The sequence below is a fragment of the Longimicrobium sp. genome, assembly GCA_036387335.1.
In the GTDB taxonomy this organism is placed as follows: Bacteria; Gemmatimonadota; Gemmatimonadetes; order Longimicrobiales; family Longimicrobiaceae; genus Longimicrobium.
In genome coordinates this window covers 1-15,767 of sequence record DASVTZ010000215.1, presented here as the reverse complement: position 1 = coordinate 15,767, position 15,767 = coordinate 1, and the positions used below count along the sequence as shown (strand labels likewise).

Sequence of the window (15,767 nt, the reverse complement as noted above, 5' to 3'; positions counted from 1 at the left end):
CCTGTACGGCTGCCGCCACTCGCTCACCGACGGCATCCTGCGCGCGTCGGACGTGATGCTGGCCGGCAAGGTCGCCGTGATCTTTGGCTACGGCGACGTGGGCAAGGGGTGCGCGCAGGCGCTGCGCGGCCAGGGCGCCCGCGTCATCATCACCGAGATCGATCCCATCTGCGCGCTGCAGGCCGCGATGGAAGGGTACCAGGTGACGACGCTCGACGAGGTGGTGGCCACGGCGGACATCTTCATCACCGCCACGGGCAACAAGAACATCATCACCGTGGAAGACATGGCCCGCATGAAGGACAAGGCCATCGTCGGCAACATCGGCCACTTCGACAACGAGATCGACATGGCCGGGCTCAAGAAGCGCGGCATCGAGCGGATCAACATCAAGCCGCAGTACGACGAGTACGTCTTCCCGGACGGGCACAGCGTGATGATGCTGGCCGAGGGGCGCCTGCTGAACCTGGGCTGCGCCACGGGCCACCCGAGCTTCGTGATGAGCGCCTCCTTCACCAACCAGGTGATGGCGCAGATCGAGCTTCACCAGAACTCGGGCAAGTACGAGCGCAAGGTGTACACGCTCCCCAAGGTGCTGGACGAAAAGGTGGCGCGCCTGCACCTGGACAAGCTGGGCGTGAAGCTCACCCAGCTCACCGAGAGCCAGGCCGCGTACATCGGCGTGCCGGTGGAGGGGCCGTACAAGCCGGAGCACTACCGCTACTAAGCGGCTCCGGATCGATGCACGACGCAAGAGCGGGCGGCCAGGTGGCCGCCCGCTCTTTTTCAAGCATCCGCGGCCGAGCTTCAGCCGACGATGCCCAAGGTTCGTCCATGTCAGGGGATTCCACCACACGCGCCTCCGTCACTCCCGATACTCCGCCGCGTCTTCCGTGTTTACTTTGCAAGCATAATGTTCGCAACGGCTTACTTGCAGCGGAGGGTGCTGGCGATGCAGGCGAAGACGATCCTGGTCGTGGACGATCACGCCCCGACCCGCGAGGGCTACGTCGCCTTTCTCGTGGATTGCGGGTACCGCGTCATCGCGGCGGCGCACGGTGGCGAGGCGATCCTGCACGTGCACCGGTACCATCCCGACCTGGTGCTGATGGACATCAACATGCCCGTGCTGGACGGGATCGAGACCGCCGAGTCGCTGCGGGAGCACGTGCCGGCCGCGGCGCTGCGCATCGTCGCGCTGACCGGCTGCGAGTCGCAGGTGAAGCGGGAGCGGATGCACGCCGTCTGCGACGACGTCCTGCAGAAGCCGTGTCCTCCCGAGCTGATCACCTCGCGTATCCAATCGCTCATTGGGATGGCTTCTTGAACGACTGCCCCACGGAGGCAACCATGAAGCGCGTTCTCCTGGTGGACGATCACGAGGATAGCCGCATCATCTACCGCACGGCCCTGCAGCACGCGGGGTTTTCCGTCGCAGAGTGCGGCGACGGGGAGAGCGCCGTGCGCTCCGCGCGCCAGCACACCCCCGATCTGATCCTGATGGACCTGTCGCTTCCGGTGCTCGACGGCTGGGAAGCGACCCGCATCCTGAAAGCGGACGAGCGGACCCGGCACATCCTGATCGTCGCGCTCACCGCGAACGCGCTGCCGTCCCATCGCACGCATGGCAGCGGCCTGAGCTTCGACGGTTTCCTCACCAAGCCGATCAGCCCACGATGCGTCGTCAGCGAGATCGAGTCCCGCTTCGGGACGGTCTCGCACGATGCGCCGGCGCAGAGCCGATAGCCGGGAGCAAGACCCAGCCATGGACGATACCGCGAGAGAGACACGCCCCGAGGCCGTTCTCCCGCTGACCCACGAGCGGCGGGAGCGATTCGAGCTGCGGCTGCGGAAGGCCGAGGATTTCCTCCGCCAATCTCTCCAGGAGCTCGACTCCCAGGAGGCTGGCGATGGAGAGGACGGAAAGGCGAGAGCGGCGGTGGCCGACCTCCCGGCGGACAGCTGGGTCGCTTCGTACGAACGGTTGGGCGACCGCGAGAACCCCTCGGCGGGACCGCTGATCCTGGTGGTCGATCTCGACGACGGGTCGCGCTCCGCGCTGTGCGAGCTTCTGCGCACGAGCGGCTACCCCGTGCTGGGAGCCGGAAGCTCGGCGGACTTCCCGGCGGACGTGGAGATCACCCCCCAACTGATCGTCTTCGACCCGGGGCCGCACCTGGACGCGGCGTTCCGCACCGTGGCCCGGATGCGGATCCAGCAGGCGGCGCCGGTGCCGGTGGTGCTCCTCGGCGCGTCCGTCACCGCCGAGACGCGCGAACAGGCGCTCGCGATCGGGTGCTCCGAGGCACTGCCGAAGCCTTGCTCGCCGGCGGAGCTGCTCTCCGTGGTCGGACGCCTGCTGGAGCCGGCGCCGCTGCACGCGGACTGAGCGGGAACCCCGTGCCGCGCGGCGGGGTGCGGTTTTGCGGGGCGTCCGGTGGAGAGGCGCCTCGCGAGCCGCATTGCCGAATGCTCCATGACGCGCTATCTTGTTGACATGACGCAATTTGCGTCCCCTTCGCTCTCTTTTCTGGGTGCACCGAACTTCTTCCAAGGGGAGCTCCTTCCCCGACGATCCGGTTCTCTGAGCTCGCCAAGCCGGCAGAGGTACTTCCTCGCCCTCGTTTCGAGGGGACATGAACCAGTCGGCTCCAACTTTCGAGCAGTTCGCGGCGGAACGGCTCGTCCGCGACCGTGACCGGATCACCGGGGAGTGGGTCGCCACCATATCCGCGCAGCTCAGCGTGGAACCCAACAGCATCCTCCCTCACCACGACCTGCTGGACCACATCCCCGTGGTCCTGTCCAAAGCGGCGGACTTCCTGCTCGTGCCGGATCCGGAGAAGCTCACCGCCGAGCAGATGGTGGTCGATGAGATGCGCGACATCGCCGTCCTGCGGCGTGTGCAGGGATTCGACGTCCAGGAGATCATCCGTGAGTTCGACGAGCTGGCGCGGCTGCTGGACGTGGCCGCGCTGCGCTGGCTGGACGAATACCCGAGCGCACCGGACCCGAAGGCCGTGGGACGGGTGTTCGGGCGGCTGAACCGCGTGCCGCTCCTCATGGGGCAGATCACCGTCGGGACGATCGAGGAGGAGCGCAACTCGCTCCTCCGGCAGCTCGCCCTGGCCGAGGAGGCGGAGCGCCTCCGCCTCTCGCGGGAGCTCCACGACCAGATGGGGCAGCTCGTCACCGCCCTGGCGCTCGGCCTGCGCGCGCTCCAGGACGGCTCCCCCTCCGCCGAGCAGTCCGCGCGCATCGCCGAGCTGGAGAAGCTGGCGGACCGCATCGCGCGTGAGGTACAGCAGCTCGCCCTCGACCTGCGCCCGCCGGCGCTGGACGCGCTGGGGCTTCCCGCCGCGCTGGAGGGCCTGCTGCACGAATGGTCGGAGCGAACCGGCATCGAGGCCGATCTGCAGAGCATCGGCGTCGACGGGGAGCGGTTCCCGCACGAAGTCGAGACGATGCTCTACCGCGTGACGCAGGAGGGCCTCACCAACGTGGTGAAGCACTCCCGGGCCACGCGCGTGAGCCTGGTGATCGAGCGCAGGAACGGCAACCTCTCGGTGATCCTGGAAGACAACGGCGACGGGTTCGACCTCGAGACGGTCCTCGTCTCCCCCGAGAAGACCAGGCGCCTGGGGCTGCGGGGGATGCGCGAGCGCGTGGCGCGGCTGGGCGGCACGCTGGACATCGAGTCGTCGCCCGGTACGGGCACCTGCCTCTTCATCCGCGCCCCCGTCGGGGGCACCACGCCATGACCCCGGTGCGGATCGTACTGGCCGACGACCACGACGTGGTACGCGCGGGGATGAAGGCGATGCTGGAGGCGAGCCCCGGCATCGAGATCGTGGGCGAGGCGCGCCACGGCGAGGAGGCGATCGCCCGCGCGCGGCAACTGAAGCCGGACGTCGTGGTGATGGACCTCTCCATGCCCGTGCTGGGCGGCGCCGAGGCCACCACGCGCCTCTCGCGCGAGCTGCCGGAGATCAAGGTGCTGGTGCTGACCTCGTTCGACGACCGCGGGCACCTGACGCGGCTCCTGGACGCCGGGGCGGCGGGCTACGTGCTGAAGCGTGCCGCCGCCGACGAGCTCGTGCGCGCCATCCAGATGGTGGCGGAGGGAGGCACCTACGTGGACCCGGGCCTCGCGGGAAGCCTCCTGCGCGGCTCGCGCCGCGTGTCGCACCCGTCCACCGCCCCTTCCGCCTCGCTGAGCGAGCGCGAGGAGGCGGTGCTCCGGGCGATCGCATGGGGCCAGAGCAACAAGGAGATCGCGTCCAAGCTGGAGATCAGCACCAAGACGGTGGAGACCTACAAGGCCCGCATCACCGAAAAGCTCGCGCTGCGCACGCGCACCGAGATGGTACGGTACGCGCTCAGTCGCGGGTGGCTCGCGGAAAGCTGAGCCGCCCGGTTCGCATTCAGCCGGGTGTCCGCCGAAGCCCTGCGGATGCACATCCGGACCCTCCACCGATCCCGTCCACGGTCACGATTCCAGATGACGTTCTCGCTGTCCCTGAGCATCCGGCCGGGCTCGAAGAGTCCGTTCGCGCAGCTCGCGGCTTCGCGCCACCTCCCTCGCAATACGCTCGCGTAGCTCGCTGAGTCTGCGCTTCATCAGCTGAAGCCGCACCTCGACATCATCTTGCGGATACATGGCCGCACGCGCGCCGCACCCTGCATGCCCGAACCGTCACAGCGTGCGCTGGGGACGCGTGCTCAGCGGTGCGCGTGGAGAAGGGCGAGGATCTGCGGGGCGCGGATGAGCGCGCTCACCCTCTACAACCGGACCGGGCTCGCCGGATCTCACCATGGTCTCACGCAGAGGCGCGGAGACGCAGGAGAGAACTGCAACTGCATGGCTCACACAGAGACACAGAGCCACAGAGAGAACCACAAAAAGGGTTTCTCTGTGGCTTTCAGTTCCTTCTGTGGCCTCTGTGTGAGCTTTTCTCTGCGAGGCTGCGTTGCGCGGCGTCCGCGCTCCCGTGACCCGCAGCCCGCGCGACCGGCGCAGCTCGTCACGCCGAGCCAGGGCACTAGAAACGACGAAGAGGCACGGAGAAGAACCTCTTCTCCGTGCCCCTCTTTTTTTACCAGCCCGCTGTTCAGAAGGCGATCACACCCTCGATGAGGAGGCCGCTGAAGCGGGCGCCGTTGCGGATGTCCGTGGGGGCGAAGCCGTCGTAGTCCTGGCGCACCCACTCCGCCTTGGTCAGCATGTTGGGCGTGATGAACCAGCCCGCCGACAGCGCACGGCGCGTGACCGTCAGGTCGGTCTGCTTGGAGAAGTCGCCGTCCACCCGGTTCCAGCGGCCGCCCACGTACAGGCGGTCGTTCAGCAGGCGGTAGACCACGTCGCCGGCGAGCTGCCGCACCTCGCGGCGATCCTCCTCGGCGGCCGCCTTGCCCGTGGCGCGCTCCAGCACCCCGAAGAGCTCCAGGCTGCCGATCTGGACGAAGGGGTTCACCTGCACGGCCGTCAGCTCGTTGGTGAAGCCGGGGTTGATGCGGCCGTTGGTGAAGGCGGTGCCGGCCTTGAGCGTCGCCGTGTCCTCCAGCACGCCCCAGTAGCGCGAGCCCGAGCGGTCACCGGCGAAGAGCGTGGTCGAGGGCGACGAAGCCGCGTTGTAGCCGCTGGCCGTCAGGCGGAAGCGCAGCGCGTCGCTGACCTGCCGGTCGAAGCCGATCTTGCCCAGGAAGGCGGGCTTCGCGTCCACCGCCGTCTCCTTGATGTCGCCCTTGTTCTCGCCCGTGGTTACGCCGCCCATCACGAAGGCGTTCCCCGCGCGCACCAGCACGTCCGCGCCGATCTCGGTGGTGAAGGCGTCCAGGACGTAGTTCTCGATGAACGGGTTGCGGATGGTGTTCCCGTTGTCCGAGCGGCGGAAGTGCGCGTCGCCGTAGTTGGGCTGGTACATGCCGGCGCGAACCGTCGTGTACTTCATGATCTGGTTCAGCACCGGGTGGTCGATGGGCGAGGCGTCGATGGTGGCGTAGCCGCCCTTGACCCAGAACTCGTTGTGGTGCCGCGACGACATGTAGCTGTCCAGGTCCACCCGTACGCCGCGCGCCAGGCGCGCGCCGAGCGAGAGGTTGGCGCTGGCCAGGTTGAAACCGCCGCGGATCTTGCCGAGCGTGGTGCCGGGCGCCGGCGTGGCCTCGTTGCTGTGGTCGAGCGCCTGGAAGGTCTGCGCGAAGGCGCCGCCGATCTGCAGCTGCAGGCTCCCCTCGCTCAGGTCCTGCTTCGGCAGCTCGAAGGTCGGGCGCCCGTAGCCGGCGAGGCCGTAGGTGCCTGCGGTGACAGCGGCGGTGGCGGCGCGGGGCTCGGCGGGCGCGGTGGTGTCCGCCGCAGCGCGCGGGGCGGTGTTCATCGCCAGCTGCGTGCCCTGGGCGAGCACCGGGGCGGCGATGAGGAGGGCGAGTGCGGCCAGGGGCAGCGCACGATTCAGGGAGGTCATGATCCGGTCTCCGGGGCGGGTTTCCAGCTGCGGGGGCGCGGGAGTGCGCCCCCGTGTATCGTCAGCGTCGCTCTTCAGGGCTTCAGCACCACGTCAAAGCCGATCGTCACGGGCGCGGCCACCTTCATCGTCCCCATCATCAGGCTGGGCGGCTGCACGCCGAAGTCGGTCATCACCAGCCGCTCCGTTCCGCGCACCCGCACCTTGCCGTCCTCGCTGGTCACGGTGCCGTCGATGGTGACGGGGCGCGTCTGCCCGGCGATGGTGAGGTCGCCGCTGATCCGGGCGGTGCCGGCGGTCACGCGGACGCTGCTGGCGCGCAGCCGGATCGTGGGGCTCTGCTCGGCCTTCAGCGCCCTGCGCATGTGGCCGTTCATCGTCGCGTTGCGGCAGTCGAGCGATGCGACCGGGATGGTGACCTCGGCGCGCGGCACGGAGGCCAGGTCGGCCAGCTCGGCCGAGGAGGCCTGCGCGGTGCCGGTCACGCTCGTGCTCTCGCAGCGGTAGCCGCGTACGGTGGAGGTGCCTTCGACCCACACCCGGCTCTGCGGCTGAAAGGAGAGCGTGGGGAGCATTCCGGCGGCGATCAAGGCGGGGCCGGCGAGCATCGCGCCCAGGATGAGTTTCTTGCGCATGGTAGTTCTCCGTGGTTCCTGGTGGATCCCGGTGAGATCCGGCGACCCGGAGAGGGTCTCGATGACTTCCCCTGTCGCCTGCAACCAAGCTACGCGGCGCCGGGCTCCCGCTCTGCCGGGGAGATGTCGATTCGGCGCCCGGCTTTTCGCGCTTCCGCTCCACGTGCCGCGCGGGCATGTCTCGACGCCAGGAATGGAGATTTCCCCGACCCCGGCGCACGAAGGGGAGGGAGCGCGTTGCTCCCTCCCCTTCGCGCCTGCGGCGGGATCGTACCGCGCATCGTTCAGCCGGCATGCCCGCCCGGCACCACGCTGATGTGGTTGGTGCATCCCGCGGCTTGCTTCACTCGGCACACCGCGTCGTACGCATCGAAGCACTGGTAGAGCCACTCGACTTCGCCTTCCAGCGTGATGCGGCCGTCGCGCACGTCCACACGTACTCGCTCGCAGGGGATGCAGGGGTTCGTGGCGAGGGCGCGGCGTGCGGCGGCGGCGATCTCGTCGTCGGACACCCCGGGTGCAAGGAGAGCCACGCGGACCGGGAGCTGGGCACCGAGCAGTCTGCGGGCGGTGGGCTGGTGAAGGGCTGGGGTGGTCATGATCGCATCCTGGGGCGCGCGGTCGGGAGCGGGGCTTCGTCGTGCATCCAAAGTGGCGTGCCGGGCTCCGGGCGGGAGTCGGGGGATGTGGGTGGATCGTGTCCGGCGAAGCTCGACCCGCGGATCACGAATCCGCGTGCATTGGAGGAAAAATTGGCCTCACGCAAAGACGCGAAGGCGCAAAGAAAGAGTTTCCGTGTCTTTCCTTCGCGTCTTTGCGCCTTTGCGTGACATGTCAGCGCCCGCCGCTCACCGCGCACCCGCCACGGCCCGTTTCCAGCGACAACACCATTCGCCCGGCGCGGGGCACGGCGGACTCGATGCGGAGCGGGATTCGGCGCGCGTCGTCGGTCAGGTGGAGATGGATCACGCCCTCGCCCCCGTAGCGCGCCGGGTCCTTGACGCGCATCACCACCTCGATGGCGGTGAACTGGCCGGCGGGAACCCGGATCGGGCCGCGTCCTAGAACGCGTATCACGACGGGATTGCGCCCCGCTTCGTAGTGGCGCGCCAGCGTGTAGACGTCGCCGTCGTCGAGGGGGAGCGTGCGGATGAAGTAGAGGAAGGAGAGCTCGTCCAGGGGCAGGGCCGTCGACATCGCGCCGCCTCCTTCTGGCGCCGAGCTCCAGCGCCGCGCCGCCCAGTCCATGCGCACGTCCTGCGCGCGCGAGGAGATGGGGGTGCGCTCCCGCTTCGTGTATCGGACCGACGCGAGCTCGGCCGGGTCGAACCAGGAGCGGGTGTGATCCTCCACCGAAGCGGGTCCCACGCGCCCCCGGAAGTCGAAGCGAAGGAGGTAGACGGAGCGGCCATCCACCTGCTCGGGCCCCTCCACCGCCATCACCCCCGTCCCGATGCGGCCAAGCACTCCGCTCCCCCGGTACACGCACTGGTCGCCCGGCGCAAACGGGAGCGCGCGGGTGCCCTGCGCGGCCACCGGCTTTGCGGGAAGCGGCGGCGAGGCGAGCGTCGCCGCCATCGCGAGCGCTGCGGGGATGAGCCTGCGGAGAGATCGGTACATCGTCGCCTCATTGCCTGGGGTGTTCGCTCCAGGAATGTAGGCGCGGCGCCGAGCCACCACCGTCGGGAGGGGCTCAGCGCCGTGTGGGGAGAAGCTGGTCTACGCGGGTGACGTATCCGTGCCTGTCAGAGGCCGGAGTATTCGCGCGCGTCGGGTGCTCCGTGCGATCGAGAGCTGGCTCGCCACCGAGTCCGCCAGAAACTCCGCGTCGGGCTCCCAATCGTCCCCCTCCTCTCGCGGCGGCAGCGGAAGCACCCCTTCTCCGAGCGGTTCCTCCCGCAGCTGGTTCACTTCCATCTTCATCTCCGATTGAAGGATTCGCGTGTGACGCAGTCTCTTGCCATGGTGGTGCATCAAGAAAATGGTCTCACGCGAAGGCGCAAAGTCGCAAAGAAAGTACTTCAGTGCCTTTCCTTCGCGTCTTCGCGTCTTTGCGTGACACCTTTGATCCTCTGGGCTTGCACAATGCTCGTGTCGTGTGCTTACCCTTTGGCTTCCCAGGCGGAACAGCTGTCAGGCGAGCGGCAGGGTAAGCGTGAACGTGGTTCCCGTGCCGAGCGTGCTCTCCACCTGGATCTCGCCGCCGTGGGCTTCGATGATGCCGCGCGCGATGGCGAGGCCCAGCCCGGCGCCATGGCGGTTCCCCTCGCGCACCTTCCAGAAGCGGTCGAAGACGTGGGGGAGGTGCTCGGGCGGAATCCCGGTGCCGGTGTCGCGGACGGAGAGGCGGACGGTCTCCGCGCCCGCATCCGCCGCCAGCGTGATGCGGCCGCCACGGGGGGTGAACTTGACGGCGTTGCCGATCAGGTTGCCGAGCACCTGCAGCACGCGCGAACGGTCCGCGCGGACGGCGGGGAGCGGCTCCGATGGGCGCAGGACGAGCTCAATGCCGTGCTCCGCCGCGACGGGGCCGAACAGCTCCGCCGCCTCGGCAAGGAGGGTGGCGGGGTCGTGCGGCTCCGGCTCCACCGAGAGGCGCCCCGCCTCGATGCTCGCCACGTCCAGCAGGTCCTGCCGCAGGCGCTGCATCTGCGCCACCGCGTCGCGGATCCCCGCCACCCGCTCGCGCATCGGCTCGCTCCCCTCCGGCAGGATGCGCTGGAGCACGGCGACGTTCACGGACGCGGCGCCCAGGTAGTTCCCCAGGTCGTGCGAGACCACGCGGAGCACCTCGTCGCGGGCCTGCGCGGCGGCTTCGGCGGTGGCGCGGGCCTCCCGCTCGCTGCGCAGGAGGTGCGCGCGCTCCTGCTCCAGCCGGTTGCGCTCGATGGCGTAGCGGATGGAGCGGGCGAGCAGCGGGCCGTCCACCCGGCCCTTGGTGAGGTAGTCCTGCGCTCCCGCGTGCACCGCCTGCAGGGCGAGGCGCTCGTCGTCCGTGCCCGTGAGCACGATGATGGGGGTCGCGGGCGCCACCTCCAGCATCCGCCGCACGGTGTCCAGCCCGTGGGCGTCGGGGAGCGATAGGTCGAGCAGGACGACGTCGGCGGCGCACCGCGGGAACATGGCCGCCGCGTCCGCCAGCCGCAGGGCGTGGCTCAGCTCGAAGGGAAAGCCCTCCGCCTCGCGCAGCGTCTCGCGCAGGAGCCGCGCGTCGCCGGGGTTGTCCTCCACCAGCAGGATGGAGACGGGCGCCGCGGCGATCATCGCGTGGGCAGCTTGACGACAGTGAACCAGAAGTCCTCGATCGACCTCACCACGTTGATGAACTGGTCGAGGTCCACGGGCTTGGAGATGTAGCAGTTGGCGTGCAGGTCGTACGCCCGCGCGATGTCCTGCTCCGCCTGCGAGCTGGTGAGGATCACCACCGGGATGTGCCGCAGCGCGGGGTCGCTCTTGATCTCCTCCAGCACCTCGCGCCCTCCCTTGCGGGGGAGGTTGAGGTCCAGGAGGATCAGGTCCGGCTGCACCGCCCCGGCGTGCGGCCCCTCGCGCCGCAGAAAGGCGAGTGCCTCCACGCCGTCCGGCGCCACGTGGAGGTTGTTGCTGACCTTCCCTTCCTTGAGCGCCTCGCGGGTGAGCCGCACGTCGCCCGGGTTGTCCTCCACCAGGAGGACCTCGATCGGCCTGGACATCATCGGTGGGTTCCGCCTCCCGCGGGGGGATGATCGGGGATGGTGAAGAAGAAGGTGGTGCCCCCGCCCGGCGCGGACTCCAGCCAGATGCGGCCGCCGTGGCGCTCGACGATCTTCTTGCAGATCGAGAGGCCGATCCCCGTGCCGGGGTATTCCGCGCGGGAGTGGAGGCGCTGGAAGATGATGAAGATGCGCTCCTGGTACTCCGGCGCGATCCCGATGCCGTTGTCGCGCACCGAGAAGACCCACTCGTCCTCGCCGCGCGCGGCGCCCACGTGCACGCGGGGCGCCTGCGGCCCGTGGAACTTGATGGCGTTCGCGACCAGGTTCTGCAGGAGCTGCCCGATCTGCACCGCGTCGGCCCGCACGGTGGGGAGCGGGTCGTGGGTGACGGCCGCGCGCGCGTCCTCGATGGCGGGGCCCAGCATCGCGAGCACCCGCTCCAGCACCCCCTCCACCTCCGTGGGCTCCGCGGCCACCTCGCGCGTCCCCACGCGGGAGTAGGCCAGCAGGTCGTTGATCAGCGCCTGCATCCGCGTGACGCCGTCCACCGCGTAAGCGATGAACTCGTCGGCGTCCTCGTCCAGCTTCCCGCGGTAGCGGCGGGCGAGGAGCTGCGTGTAGCTGGCGACCATCCGCAGCGGCTCCTGCAGGTCGTGCGATGCGACGTACGCGAACTGCTCCAGCTCCGCGTTGGAGCGCGAGAGCTCCTCCGCCTGGCGGGCGAGCGCCTCTTCCGCGCGGATGCGCTCCGTGATGTCGCGCAGCACGGCGGTGTAGATCGTCGCGCCGTCCACCTCGATCTTTGAGATCGATGCGTCGGCCGGGAAGGTCTCGCCGCTCTTGCGCAGCCCGGTGATGTGCCCGCGCTCTCCCATGCGCCGCGCCGGCACCGGCCCCGCCCCGAACTCCCGCACCTGCGCCTCGTGCGGCCCCCGGTACGCGTGCGGGATCAGGATCTCCAGCCGCTGCCCGACCGCCTCCTCCGCCGTGTAGCCGAATGTCTGCTCCGCGCCCGTGTTGTAGAAGATGATCCGCTGCGACTCGTCCACGGAGACGATGGCGTCCGAGGAGATCGAGATGATCCCGGCGAACTTGGCCTCCGAAAAGCGCAGCGCCGCCTCCGCCCGCGTCCGCTCCACCACCCGCCCCAGCTGCGTGCCAATCTGCGCCATCACCTCCAGCATGGAGGGGGCCGGAGGCTCCACCCGTCCCGCGTAGAACTCCAGCACGCCGGCCACTTCGCGCCCCACCTGCACGGGAAAGGCGAGCGCCGCGTGGAGCCCGGCTTCCGCGGAGGCCTGGGCGCGCGTGAAGTCCGGGTCCGCGGAGGCGTCTTCCAGGCAGATGGGCTCGCCGCCCGCGCTCACCCGTCCGACCAGCCCCGTCCCCGGCGGGAAGTGGGTCTGCTCGGAGACTTCGCGGAAGCGCCGGTAGCGCTCCGGGTCGGCGAGGTGCCAGGTGCCGGCCGAGACCAGCTCGCCGCCGGGCTCGGTGAGGTACGCGTGCCCCACCGGCCAGCCGGTGAAGGCGCAGATCTGGTCCAGGGCGGTCTGCAGCGCGTCCGACACCGTCCGCGCCTCGTTCGCCGCGACGGCCACCCCTTGCAGGAGGCGGATCAGTCCGCCGGGGTCGGGTACGGAGGTGCCTGGTTCGCTGCCGGGACGTGCATCCATCGATCACCTGAGCCGCGTGAAGCCTGTCTGGAGCGCCGTTCGAGTTTCGCCAACATACCCGCGGCGGGGCCGATCCGCGACTCGTGTCCGAAAAATCCCCACGCGACGAAGCAGAACTCCCCGACGCGCCGCGAAGTGCCCGGCACTATTCTCCGGAGGGAAGGCGAAGTTCCCCACTGGTGCTCCCGGAGCGCAATCATGCCCAAAGTACGATGGTCCCGAGTGGCGAGGCGCGGCAACCCCATGACAGCGAACGTGTTTTCCCCGGCGGCGCCCGCCACCGTGCGTGACGTGATGCAGACCGACGTCGTCGCGGTCGTGCCGGAGATGACGGTGCGCGAGCTGATCCACCTGCTCCTGGAGGAGCGGATCAGTGGAGCACCCGTGCTCGCGCCCACGGGCAAGGTGCTGGGCGTGGTGTCGGGCACCGACGTGCTGCGGCTGGCGTCGAGGCCCTCCAGCCGGCTCGCGGACGCCGGCGGCTTTCCCGAGCGATGCGTCGCGGACATCATGACCCCGGTGGTGTTCACCGTGCACCCGGAGGAGAGCCTGTCCGACCTCGCACGCTTCTTTCGCCAGGGGCGCGTGCACAGGGCGCTGGTGATGGAGAACGGCATGCTGCTGGGCGTGGTGACGCCGTTCGACATGGTCCAGTCGCTCTTCGGAGCCGCGATGTAGCTGGCGGCAACACGCATCCAACGCAAAAGGGGGAATGTGATCGCGTCACATTCCCCCCTTTGCGTTCGAGCGAGAAAAGAGAACAGACGGCCTCACACAGAGCCACAGAGGAAGGTGAAAGAACAGCGAAAGGCTACCAGCGGCGGGCCAGGCCGAGACCCACGAGGTGCTCGGCCGTGCCGGCGGTGGACGCACGCTCGCCCCACGCATCGAGCTGCAGGTTGCTGGTCAGGCGCAGAGCGAGGGTGGCCCGGCCGCGGGTGGTCTCGGTTCCGCCGGCGCGGGCGGAGTGCACTCGTGCGGCATCGAGCTGGAAGAGCGTCCGCGACCCCAGCAGCGCGCGGCCGGCGAGCGCGGCGGTGGTGACGCCGAAGCGGTCGTCCTGCAGCACGCTGGAGCGGTGCGCGAGGAATGCGCCGCCCCGGATCGCGGGCGAGATCGTCCACTCCGCGGCGAGGGCGGCCTCCGGCTGGGCCGCGCCGCTGCTCACCTGCCGCTCTCCCGTGGGGAGCGTCGCGCCCGCCGAGATGGCGAGGGCCGGGCGCAGGCCGCGCGCGGTGCGCAGCCGGTGCTTGAGCGCGAACGAGGCGTCCGCCACCCCGGCGGTGGTCAGCGAGGTCGTGATGGTGCGCTGATACGACGGGAGTCCCAGGCGGAGCTCGGTGTCGTGGCCCAGGCCCAGGCGCAGCGTCGTTTCGCCGACGACGTGCCGTGTGCGCGCCTCGGTGTGGCTATGACTGTAGCCGGCTTCCACCTGTACCTTTCCGGGCGCCACGATCCCGGTCGGCTTCGCGATGCCGACGCGGCTGGACAGGATGGGAGGCGGTGCCGCGGCCTGCGCGGAGGCGCGGGCGCTGCAGAGCGCCACGAGGGCGATGGCGAGCGGGATGCGGAGGCTCATGGCCGTGAATGGTTCGGGTTGCCGTTTGCGGCGCGGATGGCCGCCAGTACCTGTTCGGGGCCCTGTTCCAGCCCTGACTGCCGGTGCACGATCCTTCCCTCCGCGTCCAGCACCAGGTAGCTGTTGGAATGCGAGTACTCGGCGGAGTCTTCCTTTCGGTACCGGATTCCCAGCAGGGCGGCGGTCTCGCGGACGGTGTTCTCGTCCGAGGTCAGGAGCGTCCACCGCGCGGGGTCCAGGCGGGTGCTGGCGGCGAACTCCGCCAGGCGCGCCGGGGTGTCGCGCTCCGGGTCCAGCGAGATCAGGGTGAAGCCCACGCGGGGGTCGTCCTCGAGCGCGGCCTCGATGCGCTTCAGCTCCATCAGGATGCGCGGACAGGTGTGGGTGCATTCGGTGTAGACCATCGCCACCACCTGCACCCGCCCGCCGAGCGACGACAGCGTCCGTTCCCGCCCGGCCTGATCGCGGAAGCGGGCATCGAGCTCGTACACGGAGAAGTCTTCAGCCCCGGGCGTGCGCGCCTCGGCCTCGCGCGGCGCAGGTCCGGCGCACGCGGCGGCCGCGAGCATGGCCGCCGTCATGAGGAGAAGGCGCGGATGGAGTTTCAGCGTGCGCATCGGAAGCCTATCCCCTGGGTGGTGGATCGTCCGTCCAGCGCGGCGCGCATTCCGTAGCGCATGAACGCCGGATAGTTGCCCGTGTCCGTCGCGCCGATCACGCCCGCCGCGCAGAAGAGCTGGTGGTCGCGCCCGGCGGTGGCCCGCGAATCGTCGGACACGAGGAGCGAGTTGAAGTCCTCGGTCCACTCCCACACCAAGCCGTGCATGTCCGCCACGCCGTAGCGGTTCACGAAGGTGGAGCCCACTTCGGCGCCGGTGGCGCGGGAGGTGTACAGAGCCAGCAGGCGGGCCACGAAGCTCTTCTGCCTGGACGCATCCACGCGCGTCTCGTCGGCTCGCGCGGCGTACTCCCACTCGTCGGTGCTGGGAAGCCGCTTGCCCCGCCAGGCGCAGTACGCCCGCGCCGCGAACCACGACAGCTCGGTCGCGGGACGGCGCGGCCCCGCGCCCGGATCCAGCGCTCCGGGCCACGAGGCCAGGTACGACCGCCCCACCAGCGCGGCGGGAGCGCGCCCGCGCCGCCACCGTGGGTTGACGCGCACGAACTCCACGAACTCGCCGCGCGTGACGAGGTTCCGGTCCAGCTCGAACGCCGCCACCCTCACCCTCGCCGCGCCGTTCACGAAGAGCGGTTCGTAGCGCCCCGCAGGGATGCGCGCCATCTCCGGCGGCGTCCCCGCCGCGGCGGCGCGGGTGGCGCAGAGGAGAAGGGCGAGGGTGCAGAGAGCGGCGCGCATGGAAGTTCACCTCGTTTGAAGCGGCGGGCGGGACCGCGGTGCGCGGCCCCGCCCGTGTCCGTTCTACCTGCCCGCCGGCGCGGGCGTGTACTGCCGGGTCGAGGTCTGCCCGCCGAAGATGCCGGGCACCTGCTCGCCCTCCACCATCATCAGCCCGACGGTGCCCTTGTTGAAGGCGCGGAAGAGCGCGTGGTCCACCAGCACCAGCTTTCCGGGTGTCTCCGCGCGGAACTCGACGATGGCGCTGCCGCCCGCGGGGATGGTGGTGGTCTGCACGTTGTGCTGGGCCAGCGTGCCGCCCTCCGAGTACACGTTGTCGAACACCTCGCCGATCACGTGGAAGGAGGAGGTCAGGTTCGGACCG

18 protein-coding genes are annotated in these 15,767 nt (G+C 69.8%); 7 read left to right on the top strand and 11 right to left on the bottom strand.

All coding sequences use genetic code 11. The features are described from left to right. The 6 genes from VF647_22040 to VF647_22015 form a co-directional block, all read left to right on the top strand. On the top strand, positions 1-727 hold a 727-nt coding region (locus VF647_22040), incomplete at its 5' end, for an adenosylhomocysteinase (protein ID HEX8454774.1). Positions 728-913: 186 nt separating this feature from the next. Continuing rightward, a complete protein-coding gene (locus VF647_22035) occupies positions 914-1,327 on the top strand; it encodes a response regulator (GenBank protein HEX8454773.1) in 414 nt (137 codons plus the stop codon). Positions 1,328-1,350: 23 nt separating this feature from the next. Further along, positions 1,351-1,746, top strand: coding sequence for a response regulator (locus VF647_22030; GenBank protein ID HEX8454772.1), 396 nt, complete (start codon positions 1,351-1,353; stop codon positions 1,744-1,746). A 19-nt stretch (positions 1,747-1,765) separates the two neighbouring features. Then, the gene (locus tag VF647_22025) at positions 1,766-2,389 is read left to right on the top strand and encodes a hypothetical protein (protein HEX8454771.1); all 624 of its coding nucleotides are present in this window, start codon (positions 1,766-1,768) and stop codon (positions 2,387-2,389) included. A 247-nt stretch (positions 2,390-2,636) separates the two neighbouring features. Next, positions 2,637-3,761 carry a sensor histidine kinase gene (locus VF647_22020; protein HEX8454770.1) on the top strand — a complete coding sequence of 375 codons (1,125 nt, stop codon included), beginning with the start codon at positions 2,637-2,639 and terminating at the stop codon, positions 3,759-3,761. Beyond that, positions 3,758-4,408: a response regulator transcription factor gene (locus tag VF647_22015; protein HEX8454769.1), complete on the top strand. Its 651-nt coding sequence runs from the start codon at positions 3,758-3,760 to the stop codon at positions 4,406-4,408. The genes VF647_22020 and VF647_22015 overlap by 4 nt, the downstream gene beginning before the upstream one ends. A gap of 703 nt (positions 4,409-5,111) precedes the next feature. Here VF647_22015 and VF647_22010 read toward each other — a convergent pair. From VF647_22010 to VF647_21980, 7 genes are all read right to left on the bottom strand, one after another. Continuing rightward, positions 5,112-6,464, bottom strand: a complete 1,353-nt coding sequence (locus VF647_22010; GenBank protein ID HEX8454768.1) for a hypothetical protein — start codon at positions 6,462-6,464, stop codon at positions 5,112-5,114. 74 nt (positions 6,465-6,538) lie between these two features. After that, on the bottom strand, positions 6,539-7,099 hold the full coding sequence (locus VF647_22005; protein HEX8454767.1) for a YceI family protein: 561 nt from the start codon (positions 7,097-7,099) through the stop codon (positions 6,539-6,541). Positions 7,100-7,383: 284 nt separating this feature from the next. After that, the gene (locus VF647_22000; protein HEX8454766.1) at positions 7,384-7,698 is read right to left on the bottom strand and encodes a BON domain-containing protein; all 315 of its coding nucleotides are present in this window, start codon (positions 7,696-7,698) and stop codon (positions 7,384-7,386) included. 235 nt (positions 7,699-7,933) lie between these two features. Continuing rightward, a complete protein-coding gene (locus tag VF647_21995) occupies positions 7,934-8,719 on the bottom strand; it encodes a DUF3108 domain-containing protein (GenBank protein ID HEX8454765.1) in 786 nt (261 codons plus the stop codon). A 513-nt stretch (positions 8,720-9,232) separates the two neighbouring features. Further along, positions 9,233-10,363, bottom strand: coding sequence for a hybrid sensor histidine kinase/response regulator (locus VF647_21990; protein ID HEX8454764.1), 1,131 nt, complete (start codon positions 10,361-10,363; stop codon positions 9,233-9,235). Beyond that, the gene (locus VF647_21985; protein HEX8454763.1) at positions 10,360-10,794 is read right to left on the bottom strand and encodes a response regulator; all 435 of its coding nucleotides are present in this window, start codon (positions 10,792-10,794) and stop codon (positions 10,360-10,362) included. The genes VF647_21990 and VF647_21985 overlap by 4 nt, the downstream gene beginning before the upstream one ends. Continuing rightward, positions 10,791-12,467: an ATP-binding protein gene (locus tag VF647_21980; protein HEX8454762.1), complete on the bottom strand. Its 1,677-nt coding sequence runs from the start codon at positions 12,465-12,467 to the stop codon at positions 10,791-10,793. The genes VF647_21985 and VF647_21980 overlap by 4 nt, the downstream gene beginning before the upstream one ends. Before the next feature lie 243 nt (positions 12,468-12,710). Between VF647_21980 and VF647_21975 the strand changes: the two genes are divergently transcribed. Continuing rightward, complete coding sequence (locus VF647_21975; GenBank protein HEX8454761.1) at positions 12,711-13,145, top strand: CBS domain-containing protein; 435 nt, start codon at positions 12,711-12,713, stop codon at positions 13,143-13,145. A gap of 133 nt (positions 13,146-13,278) precedes the next feature. On the opposite strand, the gene VF647_21970 is transcribed toward VF647_21975, so the two are convergent. From VF647_21970 to VF647_21955, 4 genes are all read right to left on the bottom strand, one after another. Continuing rightward, positions 13,279-14,046, bottom strand: coding sequence for a transporter (locus VF647_21970; GenBank protein HEX8454760.1), 768 nt, complete (start codon positions 14,044-14,046; stop codon positions 13,279-13,281). Continuing rightward, positions 14,043-14,663: an SCO family protein gene (locus tag VF647_21965; protein HEX8454759.1), complete on the bottom strand. Its 621-nt coding sequence runs from the start codon at positions 14,661-14,663 to the stop codon at positions 14,043-14,045. Before VF647_21965 ends, VF647_21970 begins: the two co-directional genes overlap by 4 nt. Further along, positions 14,651-15,403, bottom strand: a complete 753-nt coding sequence (locus VF647_21960) for a formylglycine-generating enzyme family protein (protein ID HEX8454758.1) — start codon at positions 15,401-15,403, stop codon at positions 14,651-14,653. The genes VF647_21965 and VF647_21960 overlap by 13 nt, the downstream gene beginning before the upstream one ends. Before the next feature lie 63 nt (positions 15,404-15,466). Continuing rightward, positions 15,467-15,767: hypothetical protein (locus VF647_21955; protein ID HEX8454757.1), on the bottom strand; the 301-nt coding region annotated here is incomplete at its 5' end.